At 51.3% G+C, this 15,492-nt stretch carries 13 protein-coding genes; all 13 read left to right on the top strand.

Translation table 11 applies throughout. From position 1 onward, the window contains the following. The first annotated feature begins 410 nt into the window (after window positions 1–410). The 13 genes from rpsD to rbsB all read left to right on the top strand — a co-directional run bounded on the left by rpsD (window position 411) and on the right by rbsB (window position 14,689). The gene (rpsD, locus tag ACGG9R_RS06425; protein WP_022106694.1) at window positions 411–1,004 is read left to right on the top strand and encodes a 30S ribosomal protein S4; all 594 of its coding nucleotides are present in this window, start codon (window positions 411–413) and stop codon (window positions 1,002–1,004) included. Window positions 1,005–1,176: 172 nt separating this feature from the next. Further along, window positions 1,177–1,323, top strand: a complete 147-nt coding sequence (locus ACGG9R_RS06420) for a hypothetical protein (RefSeq protein ID WP_390152909.1) — start codon at window positions 1,177–1,179, stop codon at window positions 1,321–1,323. Window positions 1,324–1,426: 103 nt separating this feature from the next. After that, window positions 1,427–2,332 (top strand): lysophospholipid acyltransferase family protein, encoded by a 906-nt coding sequence (locus ACGG9R_RS06415; RefSeq protein WP_390152906.1) that lies wholly within the window; start codon window positions 1,427–1,429, stop codon window positions 2,330–2,332. Window positions 2,333–2,522: 190 nt separating this feature from the next. Next, entirely contained in the window at window positions 2,523–3,251 is a 729-nt protein-coding gene (locus ACGG9R_RS06410; RefSeq protein ID WP_390152904.1) for an alpha/beta fold hydrolase, read from the top strand. Window positions 3,252–3,944: 693 nt separating this feature from the next. After that, window positions 3,945–5,123: an MFS transporter gene (locus tag ACGG9R_RS06405; protein ID WP_390152901.1), complete on the top strand. Its 1,179-nt coding sequence runs from the start codon at window positions 3,945–3,947 to the stop codon at window positions 5,121–5,123. 249 nt (window positions 5,124–5,372) lie between these two features. Next, window positions 5,373–6,188, top strand: a complete 816-nt coding sequence (locus tag ACGG9R_RS06400) for a substrate-binding periplasmic protein (RefSeq protein ID WP_390152898.1) — start codon at window positions 5,373–5,375, stop codon at window positions 6,186–6,188. Next, entirely contained in the window at window positions 6,178–8,337 is a 2,160-nt protein-coding gene (locus ACGG9R_RS06395) for a hybrid sensor histidine kinase/response regulator (RefSeq protein ID WP_390152895.1), read from the top strand. Before ACGG9R_RS06400 ends, ACGG9R_RS06395 begins: the two co-directional genes overlap by 11 nt. Window positions 8,338–8,843: 506 nt before the next feature. Further along, the gene (locus tag ACGG9R_RS06390) at window positions 8,844–9,401 is read left to right on the top strand and encodes a gamma carbonic anhydrase family protein (RefSeq protein WP_022106686.1); all 558 of its coding nucleotides are present in this window, start codon (window positions 8,844–8,846) and stop codon (window positions 9,399–9,401) included. Window positions 9,402–10,037: 636 nt separating this feature from the next. After that, window positions 10,038–10,928, top strand: coding sequence for a ribokinase (gene rbsK, locus ACGG9R_RS06385; RefSeq protein WP_390152892.1), 891 nt, complete (start codon window positions 10,038–10,040; stop codon window positions 10,926–10,928). After that, window positions 10,916–11,320, top strand: a complete 405-nt coding sequence (rbsD, locus tag ACGG9R_RS06380) for a D-ribose pyranase (protein ID WP_022106409.1) — start codon at window positions 10,916–10,918, stop codon at window positions 11,318–11,320. The genes rbsK and rbsD overlap by 13 nt, the downstream gene beginning before the upstream one ends. Window positions 11,321–11,332: 12 nt before the next feature. Further along, window positions 11,333–12,814, top strand: coding sequence for a sugar ABC transporter ATP-binding protein (locus tag ACGG9R_RS06375; RefSeq protein WP_390152888.1), 1,482 nt, complete (start codon window positions 11,333–11,335; stop codon window positions 12,812–12,814). Between the two features lie 2 nt (window positions 12,815–12,816). Beyond that, window positions 12,817–13,755 (top strand): ABC transporter permease, encoded by a 939-nt coding sequence (locus tag ACGG9R_RS06370; RefSeq protein ID WP_022106407.1) that lies wholly within the window; start codon window positions 12,817–12,819, stop codon window positions 13,753–13,755. 13 nt (window positions 13,756–13,768) lie between these two features. Further along, on the top strand, window positions 13,769–14,689 hold the full coding sequence (gene rbsB / locus ACGG9R_RS06365) for a ribose ABC transporter substrate-binding protein RbsB (RefSeq protein WP_022106406.1): 921 nt from the start codon (window positions 13,769–13,771) through the stop codon (window positions 14,687–14,689). Window positions 14,690–15,492: the final 803 nt, after the last annotated feature.

The raw sequence follows: 15,492 nt of genomic DNA, 5'->3' as shown, positions 1-15,492 counted from the left end.
GTATCGTCATTTCGAGCGAAGCGAGAAATCTTTGTCATTCGCGGTCAAACGGGTCATGTTCGACAAACTTAAATTAGTAGCTAGGGATTAGTAGCTAGGGATTAGAGGTCTCAAGTGACTGGTGACTAGTGACTGGAATGCCAGCTCATGGCATCGCCATTATTTATACTTCTTATACTTCGCGGCGCTTTCATATTTTTATGCGCCGTACCACCATTTTGCATTTCTCATTTCTAATTTCTCATTAAATCGAGGTTTTCAAACGTAATCAAAGAGCGGCACGCCCCATGGACTACCCCTGATTCTGAATCTATTCACCATTTTCTATTTGACACGGCCCGAATTACCCTTTATAATAAATAAGCTATTCAATTCGGATAGCGGTATTTTATAGAGAGGTGACTTACACAATGGCAACAAACAGAAATCTCCGTTTTAAGACCAGCAGACGTTTCGGCGTAAATGTTTACGGCCATCCGAAAGCGTTAAAACGGCAGCCAGCGGAAGCTCGTCAGAAGAAAATGTCTGAATACGGCATCCAGCTCGCAGAAAAACAGAAAGTAAAAGCAATGTACAACCTGCTTGAAAAGCAGTTCTACCGCTATTATGATAAAGCAAAGAGAATGTCCGGCGTCGTAGGCGAAAACCTGCTGTTCCTGCTGGAAACCAGACTCGATAACGTCGTATATCGTGCTGGCTTTGCACGTTCTATCCGTCAGGCTCGTCAGATGGTTACCCATGGCCTCATCAATGTCGATGGCAAGAGAGTAGACATTCCGTCCTACCCGCTGCGCGCTGGCCAGGTCGTTTCCCTGCGTGAAGCTTACAGATCCAACGAAATGTTCAAACAGTCCTTCCAGGAAGCTAAGACCTTCGATCTTCCATACATCGAAAAATCTTTCGATAACTGGACTGCTACCCTGGTTCGTTTCCCGCAGAGAGATGAACTCCCATACAAGGACGAAGTCAACGAAACCAACATCGTCGAACTGTACTCCAAGTAATCGGATGCTTTTGGACGAAAAAGACTGGCGAAAGCCAGTCTTTTTTTATGGCCGGTATGGTGGAAGGTTCCCTTCGCGGGAAATGGCAAATCATGTGCAGGCTTGAGAAATGCTTCGCAGAGAGGGGCATAATGAGAGGCTCTTCCTTTTCAACAATAAAAGCATTTTGTTCATGAATATGGTAAAATGGATAGAAATCGATCGCTCGGGCGCTTTTTATAGGCTGCCCGCCCCACTGGATCTGCTCAGTATGAACGGCCTGTTTTCAGGCAATGGGGGATGGCTCACCGATCATCAGTGGCGGCGCCGGATATTATGATATGGCGCAGCCACTATCGCAGTCTTGCACACGGAATGGCATAGTCCGGCCATCGGGGATGCGGGCAAGACGTTTCACTGATTATCCATGAAAGGGGTATCCTATGAAAGGAACCTATAGACTGCTCAAGACGCTCGGCGCTTTTTGCTGTGGGCTTTCGGAAGAGAATGCTGTGAAGGCAGGGGACGCTTTGGGGAAATTTTTCTGGCTGCTGGTACCGGCGAGAAGAAAACGACTTGCGGTAGCGAATCTTCTCCGCACGGGCCTTGCTAAGGACGAGAAGGAAGCAGAGCGCATCGCGAAGGCTTCGGCTGTCCGTTTCGGGCCGCTGGGTGTCTCGATGTTCCGCTTTCCGCTGCTTACGAAGGAGAATATTTCCGAGTATGTGACCATTCGAGGGAAGGAAAAGCTGGATGCGATCAAGGCGGAAGGGAAAGGCTGCATTCTGGCGGCGACGCACTGCGGCAACTGGGAAGTCGAAGGGGCAGCGCTTGCGCTCTACGGTTATCCGCTGCTTTCGGTCGCGATGAAGCAGAATAATGAAGAGTTTGATCGTTTCCTCTGTGAATATCGCTCGATGCCGGGGCAGACTGTCGAGTATAAGACGGGCGTCCGTGATATGCTCCGCCGGCTGAAGGAAGGATACTTCGTGGGACTTCTGTGCGACCAGGACCCCGGAGACACGGGGATCCTGTCTGATTTCTTTGGTGAAAAAACACTGACTGCGACAGGGCCGGCGCATTTTTCTATGCTCTGCAAGTTGCCGGTCATGACAGCGCTGATCCACCAGACGGGGCCTTTCCGCTTTGAGATCATCATCGGCGATCCGATCACGCCGGAGGAAGGACTCTCCAAGAAGGAAGCCATCCAGAATATCACGGATAAGATCAATGAGCGTCTGGAAGCGTGGATCCGTGAGTATCCGGAGGAATGGTTCTGGCTGCACAATCGCTGGAAGTGGACAGACCGTCTGCATCCGGAGCTAAAGTCTGAAAGCAGGGATGAGTAGCTAGGGATTAGGGATTGGGAGTGACTAGTGATTGGTGACTGGTGACTAAATACCACCTTTGGGCATCGCCATTATTTATACTCTGCGGCGCTTCCCTGTTTTTATGCGCCGCACCTTCCCCGTAGAACCCATTAAACCGTAGAACCCATTGAACCCGTTGCACCCTATTACATACCAAAGGAGGGCAAATATGCTGCAGCTCCATATCGAGAAAAGTTACGTGGGGGATATTCCCGTCCGCATCGTGCACCCGATCCGAGACGAGGGAAAGGCGCTCATTCTTTACCATGGCTGGAGCAGCCGCGGAGAATACCAGACCACGAAAGCGGCTGTCTTTGCGCTTCATGGCTATACTGTCTTTGTCCCGGATGCGATCCATCATGGGGAGCGCGATGCTCTCTCTGATTACTATCGGCTCGAAGATTACAGCATTTTCTGGGAAACGATCCGGCAGAATGTCAGAGAGTACGAGGCGCTCCATGACTTCGTGCGGGAAAAGGGCTATGGCACGCCGATCATCGCTGGGCACTCTATGGGCGGCATGTCCGTCCTGGGGATCGCAGCTCGCTATCCGCAACTGGTGAGATCGGTGATTTCCTTCAATGGCTCGGGCGATTGGATCCTCTCACATTTATTCATGCAGGCGCGTTTCGGGATCTCGTTAGGGAGAAACTGGCCGCTTTACGATGCGCTGGAAAAAGAGCAGCCGCTGTCCCATATAGAGGAGATCAGATCCATTCCTCTTTTTATGACCAATGGGGAAAGTGACATTTCTGTTGATCCGCGCGCGCAGGCACATTTCTTCGAAGCCCTTGAGGCAGCTGGCGGTGATGTGACGCGCATCACCTATCCTCGTCTCGGGCATTTCGTCACGACAAATATGCTCGATGATGCGCTGAAGTGGCTGGGGGATAAGTGACTGGTGACTAGTGACTGGTGACTAGTGACTTAAATGCTACCTCCTGAACCCTGAAATTTGAAAGCAGAGATGAGTAGCTAGGGATTGGGGATTAGGAGTGACTGGGATTCGCCGGCATCGTCATCCCGAGCGCAACCCTCGATCTTTACTGTACTGCGGTCAGTATCATATAGGCATTGGCAGGGAAACGACGCCTTGGTGCTGCGTATTTCTGCTTTCACACATGCATCGTTTATCGGTCTGCAAGGAAGATTTCTCGCTTGCGCTCGAAATGACGATACGGGAAAAGGGTATCCCCAAAAGTTTGAAAGCAGAGATGAGTAGCTAGGATTGGGGATTAGGAGTGACTGGGATTCGTCGGCATCGTCATCCCGAGCGCAGCCGAGGGATCTTTACTGTACTGCGCGAATCAGCGTGTTGCGCCGAGGAAAAACGATGTGCTGGTACTGCCTCACATCAGGTGATGAGCGTTCTGCAATAAAGATCGAGGGCTACGCTCGAAATGACGATGCGCGCGAAGCGCTATCAAAACTCCGCGGCGCTTCTTAATTTTATGCGCCGTACCTTCACTCCTCACTCCTCACTCCTCACTCGAGCAGAGCTTTCATTCGTAATCCAAGGGATGGCACGCCCCGTGGGCTAACCCTATTTTCAGAAAGAAGGTGACCATCCACGAAGTACAGACAAAATATCATGATCCTTATTGCGAGCATGTTCCTTGTTTCTATCGGCTATACGATGGTCATTCCTTTCCTGCCGCTCTATCTTTTGGATATCGGAGTACCTGAGGAGAGTATCGCGATCTGGACGGGGGTCGTATTCTCGAGCTGCTTTCTGGTGGCGGGCATCATGGGGCCTGTCTGGGGAAAGATGGCGGATACGAGGGGCAAGAAGCAGATGGCGATCCGCGCGGCGGTGCTGCTCGGCTTTTCCTACCTTTTCTGCGGGTTGTCTCAGAATGCCTGGCAGATGACAGCGGCTCGTGCCTTTATGGGATTCTCGAATGGCTTCGTCGCAGCGTCGATGGCGATCATCTCCGTCAGTGCGGATCCGAAGAATCTGGGGGCCACGCTTGGGATGGGGCAGACAGCGCTCATCGTGGGCGGCATCGCGGGGCCTCTTGTGGGAGGGACGCTGGCGCATCTCATCGGTATACGGAATACCTTTTTTATTTCTGCGGCGTTCCTCTGGTTCGTTGCCGTGCTCGTCATCCTCTATGTCAGAGAGCCGAAGCTGGGGATGGTGAAAAAGGTGGAATCAAAGGTGACCACCATCGGGGAAGACCTCTCGTATGCCTTCCATAATGGGCACCTTCGGGAGATCCTCTTCATCGCCTTCGGTCTGCAGACGACGATCCTCATGATCCAGCCGGTGACGGCACTTTACGTTTCCGAGCTTTTGGATGGCATGGGAAATGTGGAGCTCATTTCCGGCTTCATCATGAGCAGCGGCGGCATCGCAGGCGCGCTCACGACGACGCTGTGGGGGAAATTCGGCCAGCGCAAAGGCTATTATTTTGCGATCTGTCTCACGCTGCTTGCTGCGGGATGCCTGACGATGGCGCAGTCCATACCAGACACGGTCGTGGGCTTCGGCCTTTGTCAGTTCCTCGTCGGGTGCTTTGTGATCGGTGTCAATCCTTCGCTCAATGCGGCGATGGTCATGTACACGCCGGATGATTTCCGTGGCCGCGTCTTTGGCCTTTTCAATACGGCGCAGCAGTTTGGCAATATGGTGGGGCCGCTCGTCTCCTCCGCGATCTCCATGATGGCAGGGATCTGGGAAGTCTACGCCATCGCCGGTCTGATCCAGCTTTCTCTCGGGATGAAAATCTACCTCGGGCGTGTCCGAAAGGGAGAGCTGGGGAAATAGAATCAGGGAAACCCTGCCAACGGTTCGCGAAAGCGAACCGTTTTTTGGTGTGCTCATAGCTTCAAAAGATGCGGGCTTCTCAGCTGAAAAAATTCTGATCTCATCGGAGATGCCAAGCGCTTAGAAGCGGCGGATGCGTTTTTCTTGATGATACACTTGGAGAATTACATTTCTCCGATTGCTCTATTGCATTTTTATTTATCGATTTGATACAATCATAAAAAATTAACGTTCTTTAAGGGGGTTATCATGCGTCATAAGGGTATCATGGGTATCATCCTTGGGATCTGTCTCACGGGCTTCTTTCTTGCAGGCTGCGGTATGCCTCAGGGGACGCCGCAGAAGGATAAGCGTCCGGTGATCAAGCTGGGGAGTGACCGTTATCCGCCTTTCAATTATTTTGATGAAGACGGTGTGCCGACGGGGATCGATGTGGATCTTGCGACAGAGGCTTTCGGCCGCATGGGGTATCAAGTCGAAGTGCATAACATCGACTGGGAGAAGAAGAAAGACCTTTTGAAGAGCGGAGAGCTGGACTGCATCATGGGCTGCTTTTCCATGGAAGGACGTCTGGACGATTACCGGTGGGCGGGTCCGTACATGGTGAGCCGTCAGGTGGTCGCAGTGAATCCAGAGAGTAACATTTACCACTTGCAGGATCTTGCAGGGAAGACACTGGCGGTACAGTCCACCACGAAGCCGGAAGGCATCTTCCTTCGAAGGAATGATCCTCGCATTCCTAAGCTGGAGCATCTTCTCAGCATGAGAGATCGCGCACTGATCTACACACTTCTTGGCAAAGGCTATGCGGATGCCGTCGGAGAGCACGAGACTTCCATCCTCCAGTACATGAAGGACTATGATGTGGAGTATCGCATCCTTCCTGAGCCGCTCATGACGGTCGGGATCGGCGTGGCTTTCGATAAGGAGGACCGCCGCAGTCTTTGCCGGGAGCTTGATAAGACACTTCGAGAGATGAGGCAGGATGGGACGTCAGAGAGGATTATCGGAAAGTATTTAGAAAATCCGAAACAATACCTGGAGGTGGAGAAGCTTGCTTACTGATAAAGCGTCCATTGAAAAAGGCATCCGTTTCTGGTCGGTCGGGATCCTTGGCGGGCTGCTGGTCATGCTCGGCGCTTCGCTCTATTTCAGCGACCAAGAAAAGAAGGCGGCGGAAGCGCGTCTCTATGAAACGGCAGAATATGTGAAGGTACAGAGCTCAAGCGTCACACACTATAATGAAGCATTGGAGTCCCAATCGCTTTTGCGGCTCATCGAAAGCGTGCGTCAGGTAGGGACAAACCTCAAGGCGGAGAAAGAGACAGGACGCAGTACAGAGGAGGCGCTGCTGCAGCAGAATATCCGTGGACTGTGGCTTTCCGGCATTCTGATTCTTGACGAAAAAGGAGAGACAAAGGAGTCTGTCACCAAGATGCCTTCTGCAGAAGAAGCGCTCGCAGGCATCCTATCCAGAGATGTCGTGAAAGACTGCGCCCGTTATCCGGAAAAAACCTATTCGCAGCGTCTTCGCCTCCCGGATGGGGCCTTTATCGATATGGCTGCCTGCGGACGCATGGACAAGCCGGGCATCATCGTCGTGTACCAATACACACCCGCTCAGTATGCCAGAACTTACACGCTCATGATCCAAAGTCTGCTTGCAGGGTACAATCCCCTGACGGATGGCACCATCCTTGTCGCGGATGACGGACAGGTCATCGCTTCGAATGATAAAGCACTGATCGGAGAAAAGACGAAGCATCTCCCCGTGGTGCAGGCCTTGAAAGAAAATGCGGGCAGTCGGCATCTCGTGAATATCAGTGAAGAATATGCCTATGGCATCATGCTTCGCCAGCGCGACTACTACATCTATGTATATATGCCGGATACCAAAGTATTTGCCGCACTTCCGAAGAATCTGGGCATAATCTTCGTCCTGTATCTGTTTGCTCTGTCCGCCTTCTTTATGTATCGCTACCGGGAACAGATGCTGCACCAGAAAGAAGAGAAGGAGAGGGAAGAGACATACCGCAAGAGCCTTCAGGAAGAGGCTCGCCTGGCAGATGCCGCCAATGTCGCGAAGACAGAATTCCTCCAGCGTATGAGCCATGATATCCGTACACCGATCAATGGCATCATTGGCATGCTGGCGGTGGCAGAGCGCTATCCCGATGATTTGAAAAAGCAGGTCGAATGTCGTGAGAAGATCAGTAAAGCGTCCCAACTGCTCCTGGAGCTCATCAATGAAGTGCTTGATATGGGGAAACTGGAGTCCGGTGAAGTCGTGCTCGAAGAAAAATCCTTCCATCTGCAGGAGCTTTTGAATGAAGTCCTTACTGTCATCGAAAAGCTGGCACAGGAAAGAGGTATCGAAGTCATCAAGAGGGATCTTTCCGTTACACACTGGAATCTCATAGGCAGTCCAGGTCACCTGAAGCGTCTTTTGATGAATATCATGGGTAACGCTGTGAAGTACAATAAAGATCATGGGAAGATCATACTCAGCCTCCGGGAAGACGAGAGTGAGGATGGCCGCGCTTTCTATACGTTTATTTGTAAGGATACCGGGATCGGTATGAGCGAGGAGTACCAGAAACGGATCTTTGAACCCTTCACCCGCGAAGACGAAAGTGTCAAGACGGCCTACAACGGTACGGGACTTGGCATGCCGATCGCAAAGAAACTTGCGGAAACCATGGGCGGCAGTATTTCCTTTACCAGCCAAAAGGGAGAAGGGACGGCGTTCACGGTGAAGCTCCCCTTCCTGATCGACAAGGCAGCCGGCAAAGCCGAGAACACGACCGAAGAAGCCGAGGCGTCGATCAAAGGTGTCCGTATTCTTCTTGTCGAAGACAATGAGCTCAATATGGAGATCTCGGAATTTATTGTCGCAGAAAAGGGCGCTGTCGTCACGAAAGCATGGAACGGAAAAGAGGCTGTCGAGACTTTTGCAAAGGCACCCGAAGGTGCATTCGATGTGATCCTGATGGATGTCATGATGCCTGTCATGGATGGCTGCGAGGCCGCAAAAGAGATCCGGGCTCTTCCCCGCAAGGATGCGAAGAGGGTTCCCATTATCGCGATGACGGCGAATGCTTTCACGGAAGATAAGATCCGTACCCGGGAAGCGGGGATGAATGAACATCTGTCCAAGCCGCTTGCGCCAGACCTTGTCGTGAAAACCATCACAAAGTTTTTGGGGAAGAAGTAACTAGAGACTAGTGGCTAGGGATTAGTGGCTGGGAATTAGGCGTCTCGAGTGACTAGGGACTGGTGACTAGAGACTAGGAGACTAGAAGACATCAGACTCTCGTATCGTCATTTCGAGCGAAGCGAGAAATCTTTACTGTACTGCGGGAATCAGCGTGTATGCACCGAGGAAAAACGATGTCCTGGTATTGCCTCACATCAGGCGATGAGCGTTCTGCAATAAAGATCGAGGACTACGCTCGAAATGACGATGCGCGCGAAGCGCTATCAAAACTCCGCGGCGCTTCCCTATTTTTATGCGCCGCACCGCCCCTGCTGAACCCGTTGAACCCATTGAACCTTCCGAACCCGCTCACCTCTTTCGCTGGCAGTCAATGGGACGACACGCCTAGATGGCTAACTCCGAAATTTTTCCTTTTTAGAAAAATTTAATCCCCATACGCTTGCCTTCCGTAGTATAATACAGATAGGAAATAATCTATGTGTAGAGGATGGGAGGTCTTTCATATGTATACTCTTTCCAATGAAGAATTTAACGGAAAAATTCCGCAGATCGATCCGAATGCGTTTGTGGCTCCACAGGTATTCCTTTCCGGCGATGTCCGGATCGGAAAGTATGCGAGTGTCTGGCCGGGCGTCGTGGCTAGAGGCGATGTGAATTACATCTCCATCGGTGAATGCACGAATGTACAGGATCTAGTCTGCCTGCATGTGGCGGATGACGATCCCTGCATCATTGGCGATTATGTCACTATCGGGCACTGCGCCTGCATCCATGCCTGTACCATTGAGGATCATGTCCTCATCGGCATGCATGCGACTGTTTTGACTGGTGCCAAGATCGGCCGCGGTTCCATCATCGCTGCTGGCGCGCTTGTTCTGGAAAATCAGGTCATCCCGCCGAATTCCCTCGTCGTCGGTGTCCCGGCGAAAGTCATCAAGACCATTGACCGCGTGAAGAACATTCATGCGCAGGCTCTCAAGTATAAATGTGAATGGGCCATCGGCTATGGTGTGAAACCGGATATCGATGGAGAACTGTATCACGGAGAACCGATCGTGTAATGGATGGATAGAGGAGACCCTCTGCTCAGCTTTTGGGCAGAGGGTTTTGTCGTGGGGGCGCTCCTTGATTGCGAAGGAAAGTCTCGCGCTCCCTAGTTAGGAGTGAGGAGTTAGGGGTGAGGAGTGGTGGTGCGGCGCATAAAAATATGGAAACGCCGCGGGGAATCAAACATGAGGAAAAAGTCTCTCCCGTATCGTCATTTCGAGCGCAAGCGAGAAATCTCTATTGCAGCACGAAAATCAGCAAGTTTGTGCCATTTCATAAACGAAGTTTTAGTACTACGCTTTTCTGCTATCTCGTACTTATTGCTTACCTGTGTGCAAGAAAGATTCGAGGGCTTCGCTCGAAATGACGATATGAGAGAAAATGACAGTTGCCATTTTCCGCTTCCCAGTCACCAGTCACCAGTCACCAGTCACTAGTCACTAGTCACTAAACACTAAACTCTTACATATTGTAAAATTTTTTTCCCTCTCTTTTTTCTTTAAAGGCTTTATGCTAAAATAATACGGTTATGTAGAAAGAAAAAAGCGTTATGTGGATACTTTTTTATTGAATCGAATATTTCGCTAGGAATTATGAGATTATCCTGTTTCTTCGGCGTATTTGTAAAAGGTAAAGGAAGATGGAGGCTTATGGGTCATATTTCTGTAATAGGCAGCTGTAATATGGACATTACCGTGGAGGCGGACAGAAGACCGCAGGCTGGCGAGACCGTGATGGGCAGCCGCCTGATCGTTTCTCCTGGAGGCAAGGGTGCCAATCAGGCTGTCGCAGCGGCGCGCCTCGGGGCTACCGTATACATGATCGGCTGTGTAGGGGATGATGCTTACGGAGCGCTCATGAAAAAGGCGCTGGAAGAGAGCGGCGTGAAGACGGACTATGTGGAGACGCTCTCCGGCATCACGACAGGCACGGCACACATCACGCTGGCAGAAGGGGATAACAGTATCATCGTCATCAAGGGGGCGAATGATAAGGTCAGCCGCGAGATGATCGATAAGGACTGGGATGTGATCTCTTCCTCTGATCTCGTCATGCTGCAGCATGAGATCCCGATGGACACGATCGGCTATATCATCGACCGCTGCTTTGAAGCGGGCGTCCCGGTGATGCTGAATCCGGCACCGTACATGGATATCCCGAAGGACTGGGTCAGGAAAGTGACGTATCTCACGCCGAATGAACATGAAGCGGCACTGATGTTTGACGGGATGGATCGGGATGAGATCCTGATTTCCGAAGCCGGCAAGGTCATCATGACCGTCGGCAAAGATGGCGTGGTCTATGGCGAAGCGGGCAAGGTCGTCAAGGTCGCCGGCTTCACGGTGCCGGTCGTCGATACGACCGGGGCAGGCGATACCTTCAATGGGGCTTTTGCTACGGCGCGCTGCGAAGGCCTGGCTATCAAAGAAGCCATTCGTTTTGCCAATGCGGCGGCAGCACTATCTGTCGGAAAGATCGGCGCACAGGGTGGTATGCCATGGCGCAAAGAAGTGGAGGAGATGCTCTCATGCAGAAAATAGGGATTTTGAACAGCAATATTGCTAAGGTTTTAGCAGACCTCGGTCATACAGATAAGATCTGTGTCGGAGACTGCGGCCTTCCGGTGCCAGCCGGTACGCCGAAGATCGATCTCGCACTCCGTCTTGGTGAACCGAAATTCATCGAAGTCGTGAAGGAAATGGCGAAATACATGGAGATCCAGAAGGTCTATATCGCACCGGAGACGGAAAAGGAAAATCCGGAGCAGTGGAAAGCGCTTCATGAAGTGTTCCCGGAAGATGCTGTGGAATGGGTCATGCTGGATAGCCATGAAGAGCTGAAAGCATGGGAAAAAGACTGCAAAGCCGTCATCCGTACGGGCGAAATCACTCCGTATTCGAATATCATTCTCGAGTCCGGCGTCATCTTCTAAGAGAGGTAGTACATGGATATCAATATGATCGGGATTTGCAAAGCCTTCGGGACGAATAAGGTCTTAGGCGGAGTGAATCTCCACATCCGTCCTGGCGAAGTCCACGCACTGATGGGGGAGAATGGCGCAGGCAAATCCACATTAATGAATATTTTGACGGGCATCCACAAGGCGGATGCCGGCACCATTCTGGTGGATGGCAAGGAAGTGACTTTCCGCAATAATAAAGATGCGGAAGAGCACGGGATCGCTTTCATTCATCAGGAGCTGAATATCTGGCCGAATCTGTCTATCCTGGAGAATCTTTTCCTGATGAATCAGCCGAAAACGGCTTTTGGCTTCATTGACTTCAAAAAGATGCGCCAGATGGCGGAAGAAAAGTGCTGCGAAATGGGCATCACGCTGCCGCTCGATGAGATCGCAGGGGAATGCTCTGTCGGTCAGCAGCAGATGACAGAGATCACACGAAATCTGATGCTCGATGCCAAGACGGTCATCATGGATGAACCGACCGCCGCTTTGACGGAGCGTGAGACCGACAGCCTTTTTGAAGTCATGAGAAAGCTGAAGGCGAAGGGTGTCTCCATCATCTATATTTCTCATCGTATGGAAGAGGTATTCAATAACTGTGATACCATCACCGTCATGCGCGACGGGCAGACCATCAGCAGCCGCCCGACAGAAGAAACGAATATGGATCAGATCGTAGGCGATATGGTCGGCCGCGTGATGAGCGAGTACTATCCGGCGCGTACGAATGTACCCGGTGATGAAGTATTCAAGGTCGAAGATTTCTCGCAGCCGGGCGTCTTCGAGCACATCTCCTTCTCTGTCAGAAAAGGGGAGATCCTGGGCGTAGCCGGTCTCATGGGCGCTGGCCGTACAGAGATCATGAGAGCGATCTTCGGTGTGGATCCGCACAAGGAAGGCAAGCTCTACCTTTCCGGCAAGGAGATCAAGATCAAAAAGCCGCTCGATGCCATCAAGCTCGGCTTCGGTTTCATTACAGAGAACCGTAAGACGGAAGGGCTCATTCTGGATTTTTCGATCAAGAAAAATATTGCACTCCCCAGTGTGAATGCCCTCGCCAAGAGCGGCGTCATCAATGACAAGGAAGAATTCGGTTTCGCAGATACGTTATCGCACAAGCTCGGCGTAAAGACACAGACCATCGAGCTTCCTGCGAGCGCTCTCTCTGGCGGCAACCAGCAGAAGGTCGTCATCGCGAAGTGGGTGGGCATGCATCCGAAGCTGCTCATCCTGGATGAACCGACCCGCGGCATCGATATCGGTGCGAAAAAGGATATCTATGACCTGATGAATGAACTGACCGCCCAAGGCGTATCGATCATCATGGTTTCTTCTGAACTGCCGGAAGTTATCGGCATGAGCGACCGTATCATGGTCATCCACGAAGGACATCTGGCTGGCATCATCGATCATAAAGATGCGACACAGACACGTATTATGACATTGGCTACCGGAGGAGAGTAAGCATGAATTCCGAAAAAGTTAAAAATCTTGTGAGAGAAATGGGGCCGCTCATTGGTCTCATTGTACTCTTTATCGTTATCGCGGCTTTGAATGACAGCTTCATCGATCCGTCGAACCTGAAAAATCTGGCTCGTCAGATTTCCATCAATGCGCTTATTGCCTTTGGTATGACCTTCGTCATCCTGACCGGCGGCATCGACCTCTCCGTCGGTTCGATCCTCGCGCTGTCTTCTGCGCTCATGGCGAGCATGATCGCCAAAGGGACGAATCCGGAGCTCGCGATCCTTTTCTCTGCTTTCATCGGGATCCTGCTCGGTGCTGTGAATGGTGTCATCATTTCCTACGGAAAGGTCGCTCCTTTCATTGCAACGCTCGCTACAATGACCATCTATCGCGGCGCGACGCTCGTCTATACGAATGGCAACCCGATCTCCGGCCTTTCGGATGATCCTTTCTTCACAGGCTTCGGTCAGGGCTTCATCATGGAAGTTCCGGTCCCGGCCATCGTGATGCTCATCGCCTTCCTGATCCTTTTCTTCATCCTGAAGAAGACGCCGCTTGGCCGTCAGACCTATGCGGTCGGCGGAAATGAAAAAGTTTCCTATATTTCCGGGATTAAGATTGACAGAATCAAGATTTTTGCGTATGCTTTGACTGGATGCCTTTGCGCTATCGCCGGCGCTATCCTGACTGCCCGCCTGAACAGCGCGCAGCCGACAGCCGGCATGGGCTATGAGCTGGATGCTATCGCAGCTGTCGTCTTGGGCGGTACCTCGCTCGCAGGCGGCAAAGGCCGTATTTCCGGCACGCTCATCGGTGCTCTCATCATCGGTACCTTGAATAATGGTCTGAACATTTTGAATGTGTCCAGCTTCTATCAGCAGGTTGTCAAAGGCGTAGTTATTTTGCTTGCCGTCCTGATGGATCGCAAGAAGAACTAAGGAGGAAAACATTTTGTTTAAGAAAATCGCATTAACAGCTCTCATTGGCGCAGCACTCATCTCTGCTGCTGGTTGTGGCGGCTCTGATAAGAAAGCCGACTCTTCTGCTGCTTCCGGCGCGAAGAAAGTCACCATCGGCTTCTCTGTCTCCACGCAGAACAACCCATTCTTCGTCACCATGGCAAACAGCGTCAAAGCAGCTGCTGAAAAGGCTGGCGTGAATGTCAAGATCGTCGATGCACAGAATGATCCGGCAAAACAGTCTAATGATATCGCTGACCTGCTCCAGGGCAACATCAGCGTGCTCATCGTGAATCCGGTAGACTCCGCAGCAGTATCCAACTCTGTCCTTGCAGCCAATAAAGCCAAGATCCCGGTCATCACCATCGACCGTGCTTCTGACAAGGGCGAAGTCGCTGTACACATCGCTTCCAACAACATCAAGGGCGGCGAAATGGCAGCAGAATACATCGTTTCCAAACTCGGCGAAGGCACTCCGGTCGCTGAACTCGAAGGTATCCCGGGCGCATCCGCTTCCCGTGAACGCGGCCAGGGCTTCCATAACATCGCTGACAAGAAACTGAAAGTCCTCGCAAAGCAGAGTGCAAACTTCGATCGCAGCCAGGGCCTGACCGTTTCTGAAAATATTCTCCAGGCAAACCCGGATGTCAAAGCCATCTTCGCACAGAACGATGAAATGGCTCTCGGCGCTATCTCCGCTGCCAAAGCTGCCAACAAGCAGATCTTCATCATCGGCTTTGACGGCACGGATGACGGCGTGAAAGCAGTCAAAGACGGCACCATGGCAGCTACCATCGCTCAGCAGCCGGACAAGATGGGCGAGATCGGCGTCGATGCTGCTCTGAAGCTCGCTAAGGGCGAAAACGTCGAAAAGAATATTGCTGTCGACCTGAAACTGATCGAAAACAAATAATTTATTTCATCTGACAACCTGAACCAAAAACCGCAGCTTAGGCTGCGGTTTTTTGATGGGGAGAAGAGCTGTGGGGGCGTGCTGCTCCTTGATTGTGATTGAAAGCCTCGATTGAATGAGAAATAAGAAATGGTGGTGCGGCGCATTTCGTCATCCTGAGCGGAGAAAAACGTCGTATGTTAGCAAATGGCTTATCTGAAACAGGAGAACTGAGTCGAAGGATCTAAGCGCCGCGGAGTATAAATAATGGCGATGCCATGAGCTGGCATTCCAGCCACTAGTCACTTGAAACTCCTAATCCCTAGCCACTAATCCCTAATCCCTGCTTTCAAACTTTTGGGGATACCCTTTTCTCGTATCGTCATTTTGAGCGCAAGCGAGAAATCTTTTTTGCAGACCGATAAACGATGCATGTGTGAAAGCAGAAATACGTAGTACCAAGGTGTCGTTTCCCTGCCAATGCCTATGTGATACTGACCGCAGTGCAAGGGAAACGCTGATTAAATCAGAGAATCAGATTTCATATGGATTTTTATACATAGCGTCGTCGACATCCTCCTTAAATAGCTCGCTATTCGCGCCCTCTGTCTCCTCGCTCTGTATAAAAATCCAAGAATGAAATCCGATAACGATTTAATCAGTGTTTCCCAAGAAAGATCCCTCAGCTGTGCTTTCGATGACGATACGGGAGTCTGATATCTCCCAGTCTCTGGGTCTTTTAGTCTAATCCCTAATCCCTAGACACTAGACATTAGACACTAGTCACCAGTCACCCGTCTCCAGTCACTCAAGGTTCCTATTTT

This window comes from Dialister sp. i34-0019-2H8, from assembly GCF_042846925.1.
GTDB lineage: Bacteria > Bacillota > Negativicutes > Veillonellales > Dialisteraceae > Dialister.
The sequence above is the reverse complement of the archived record's forward strand: the minus strand, read 5'-3'. Positions and strand labels throughout refer to the sequence as shown.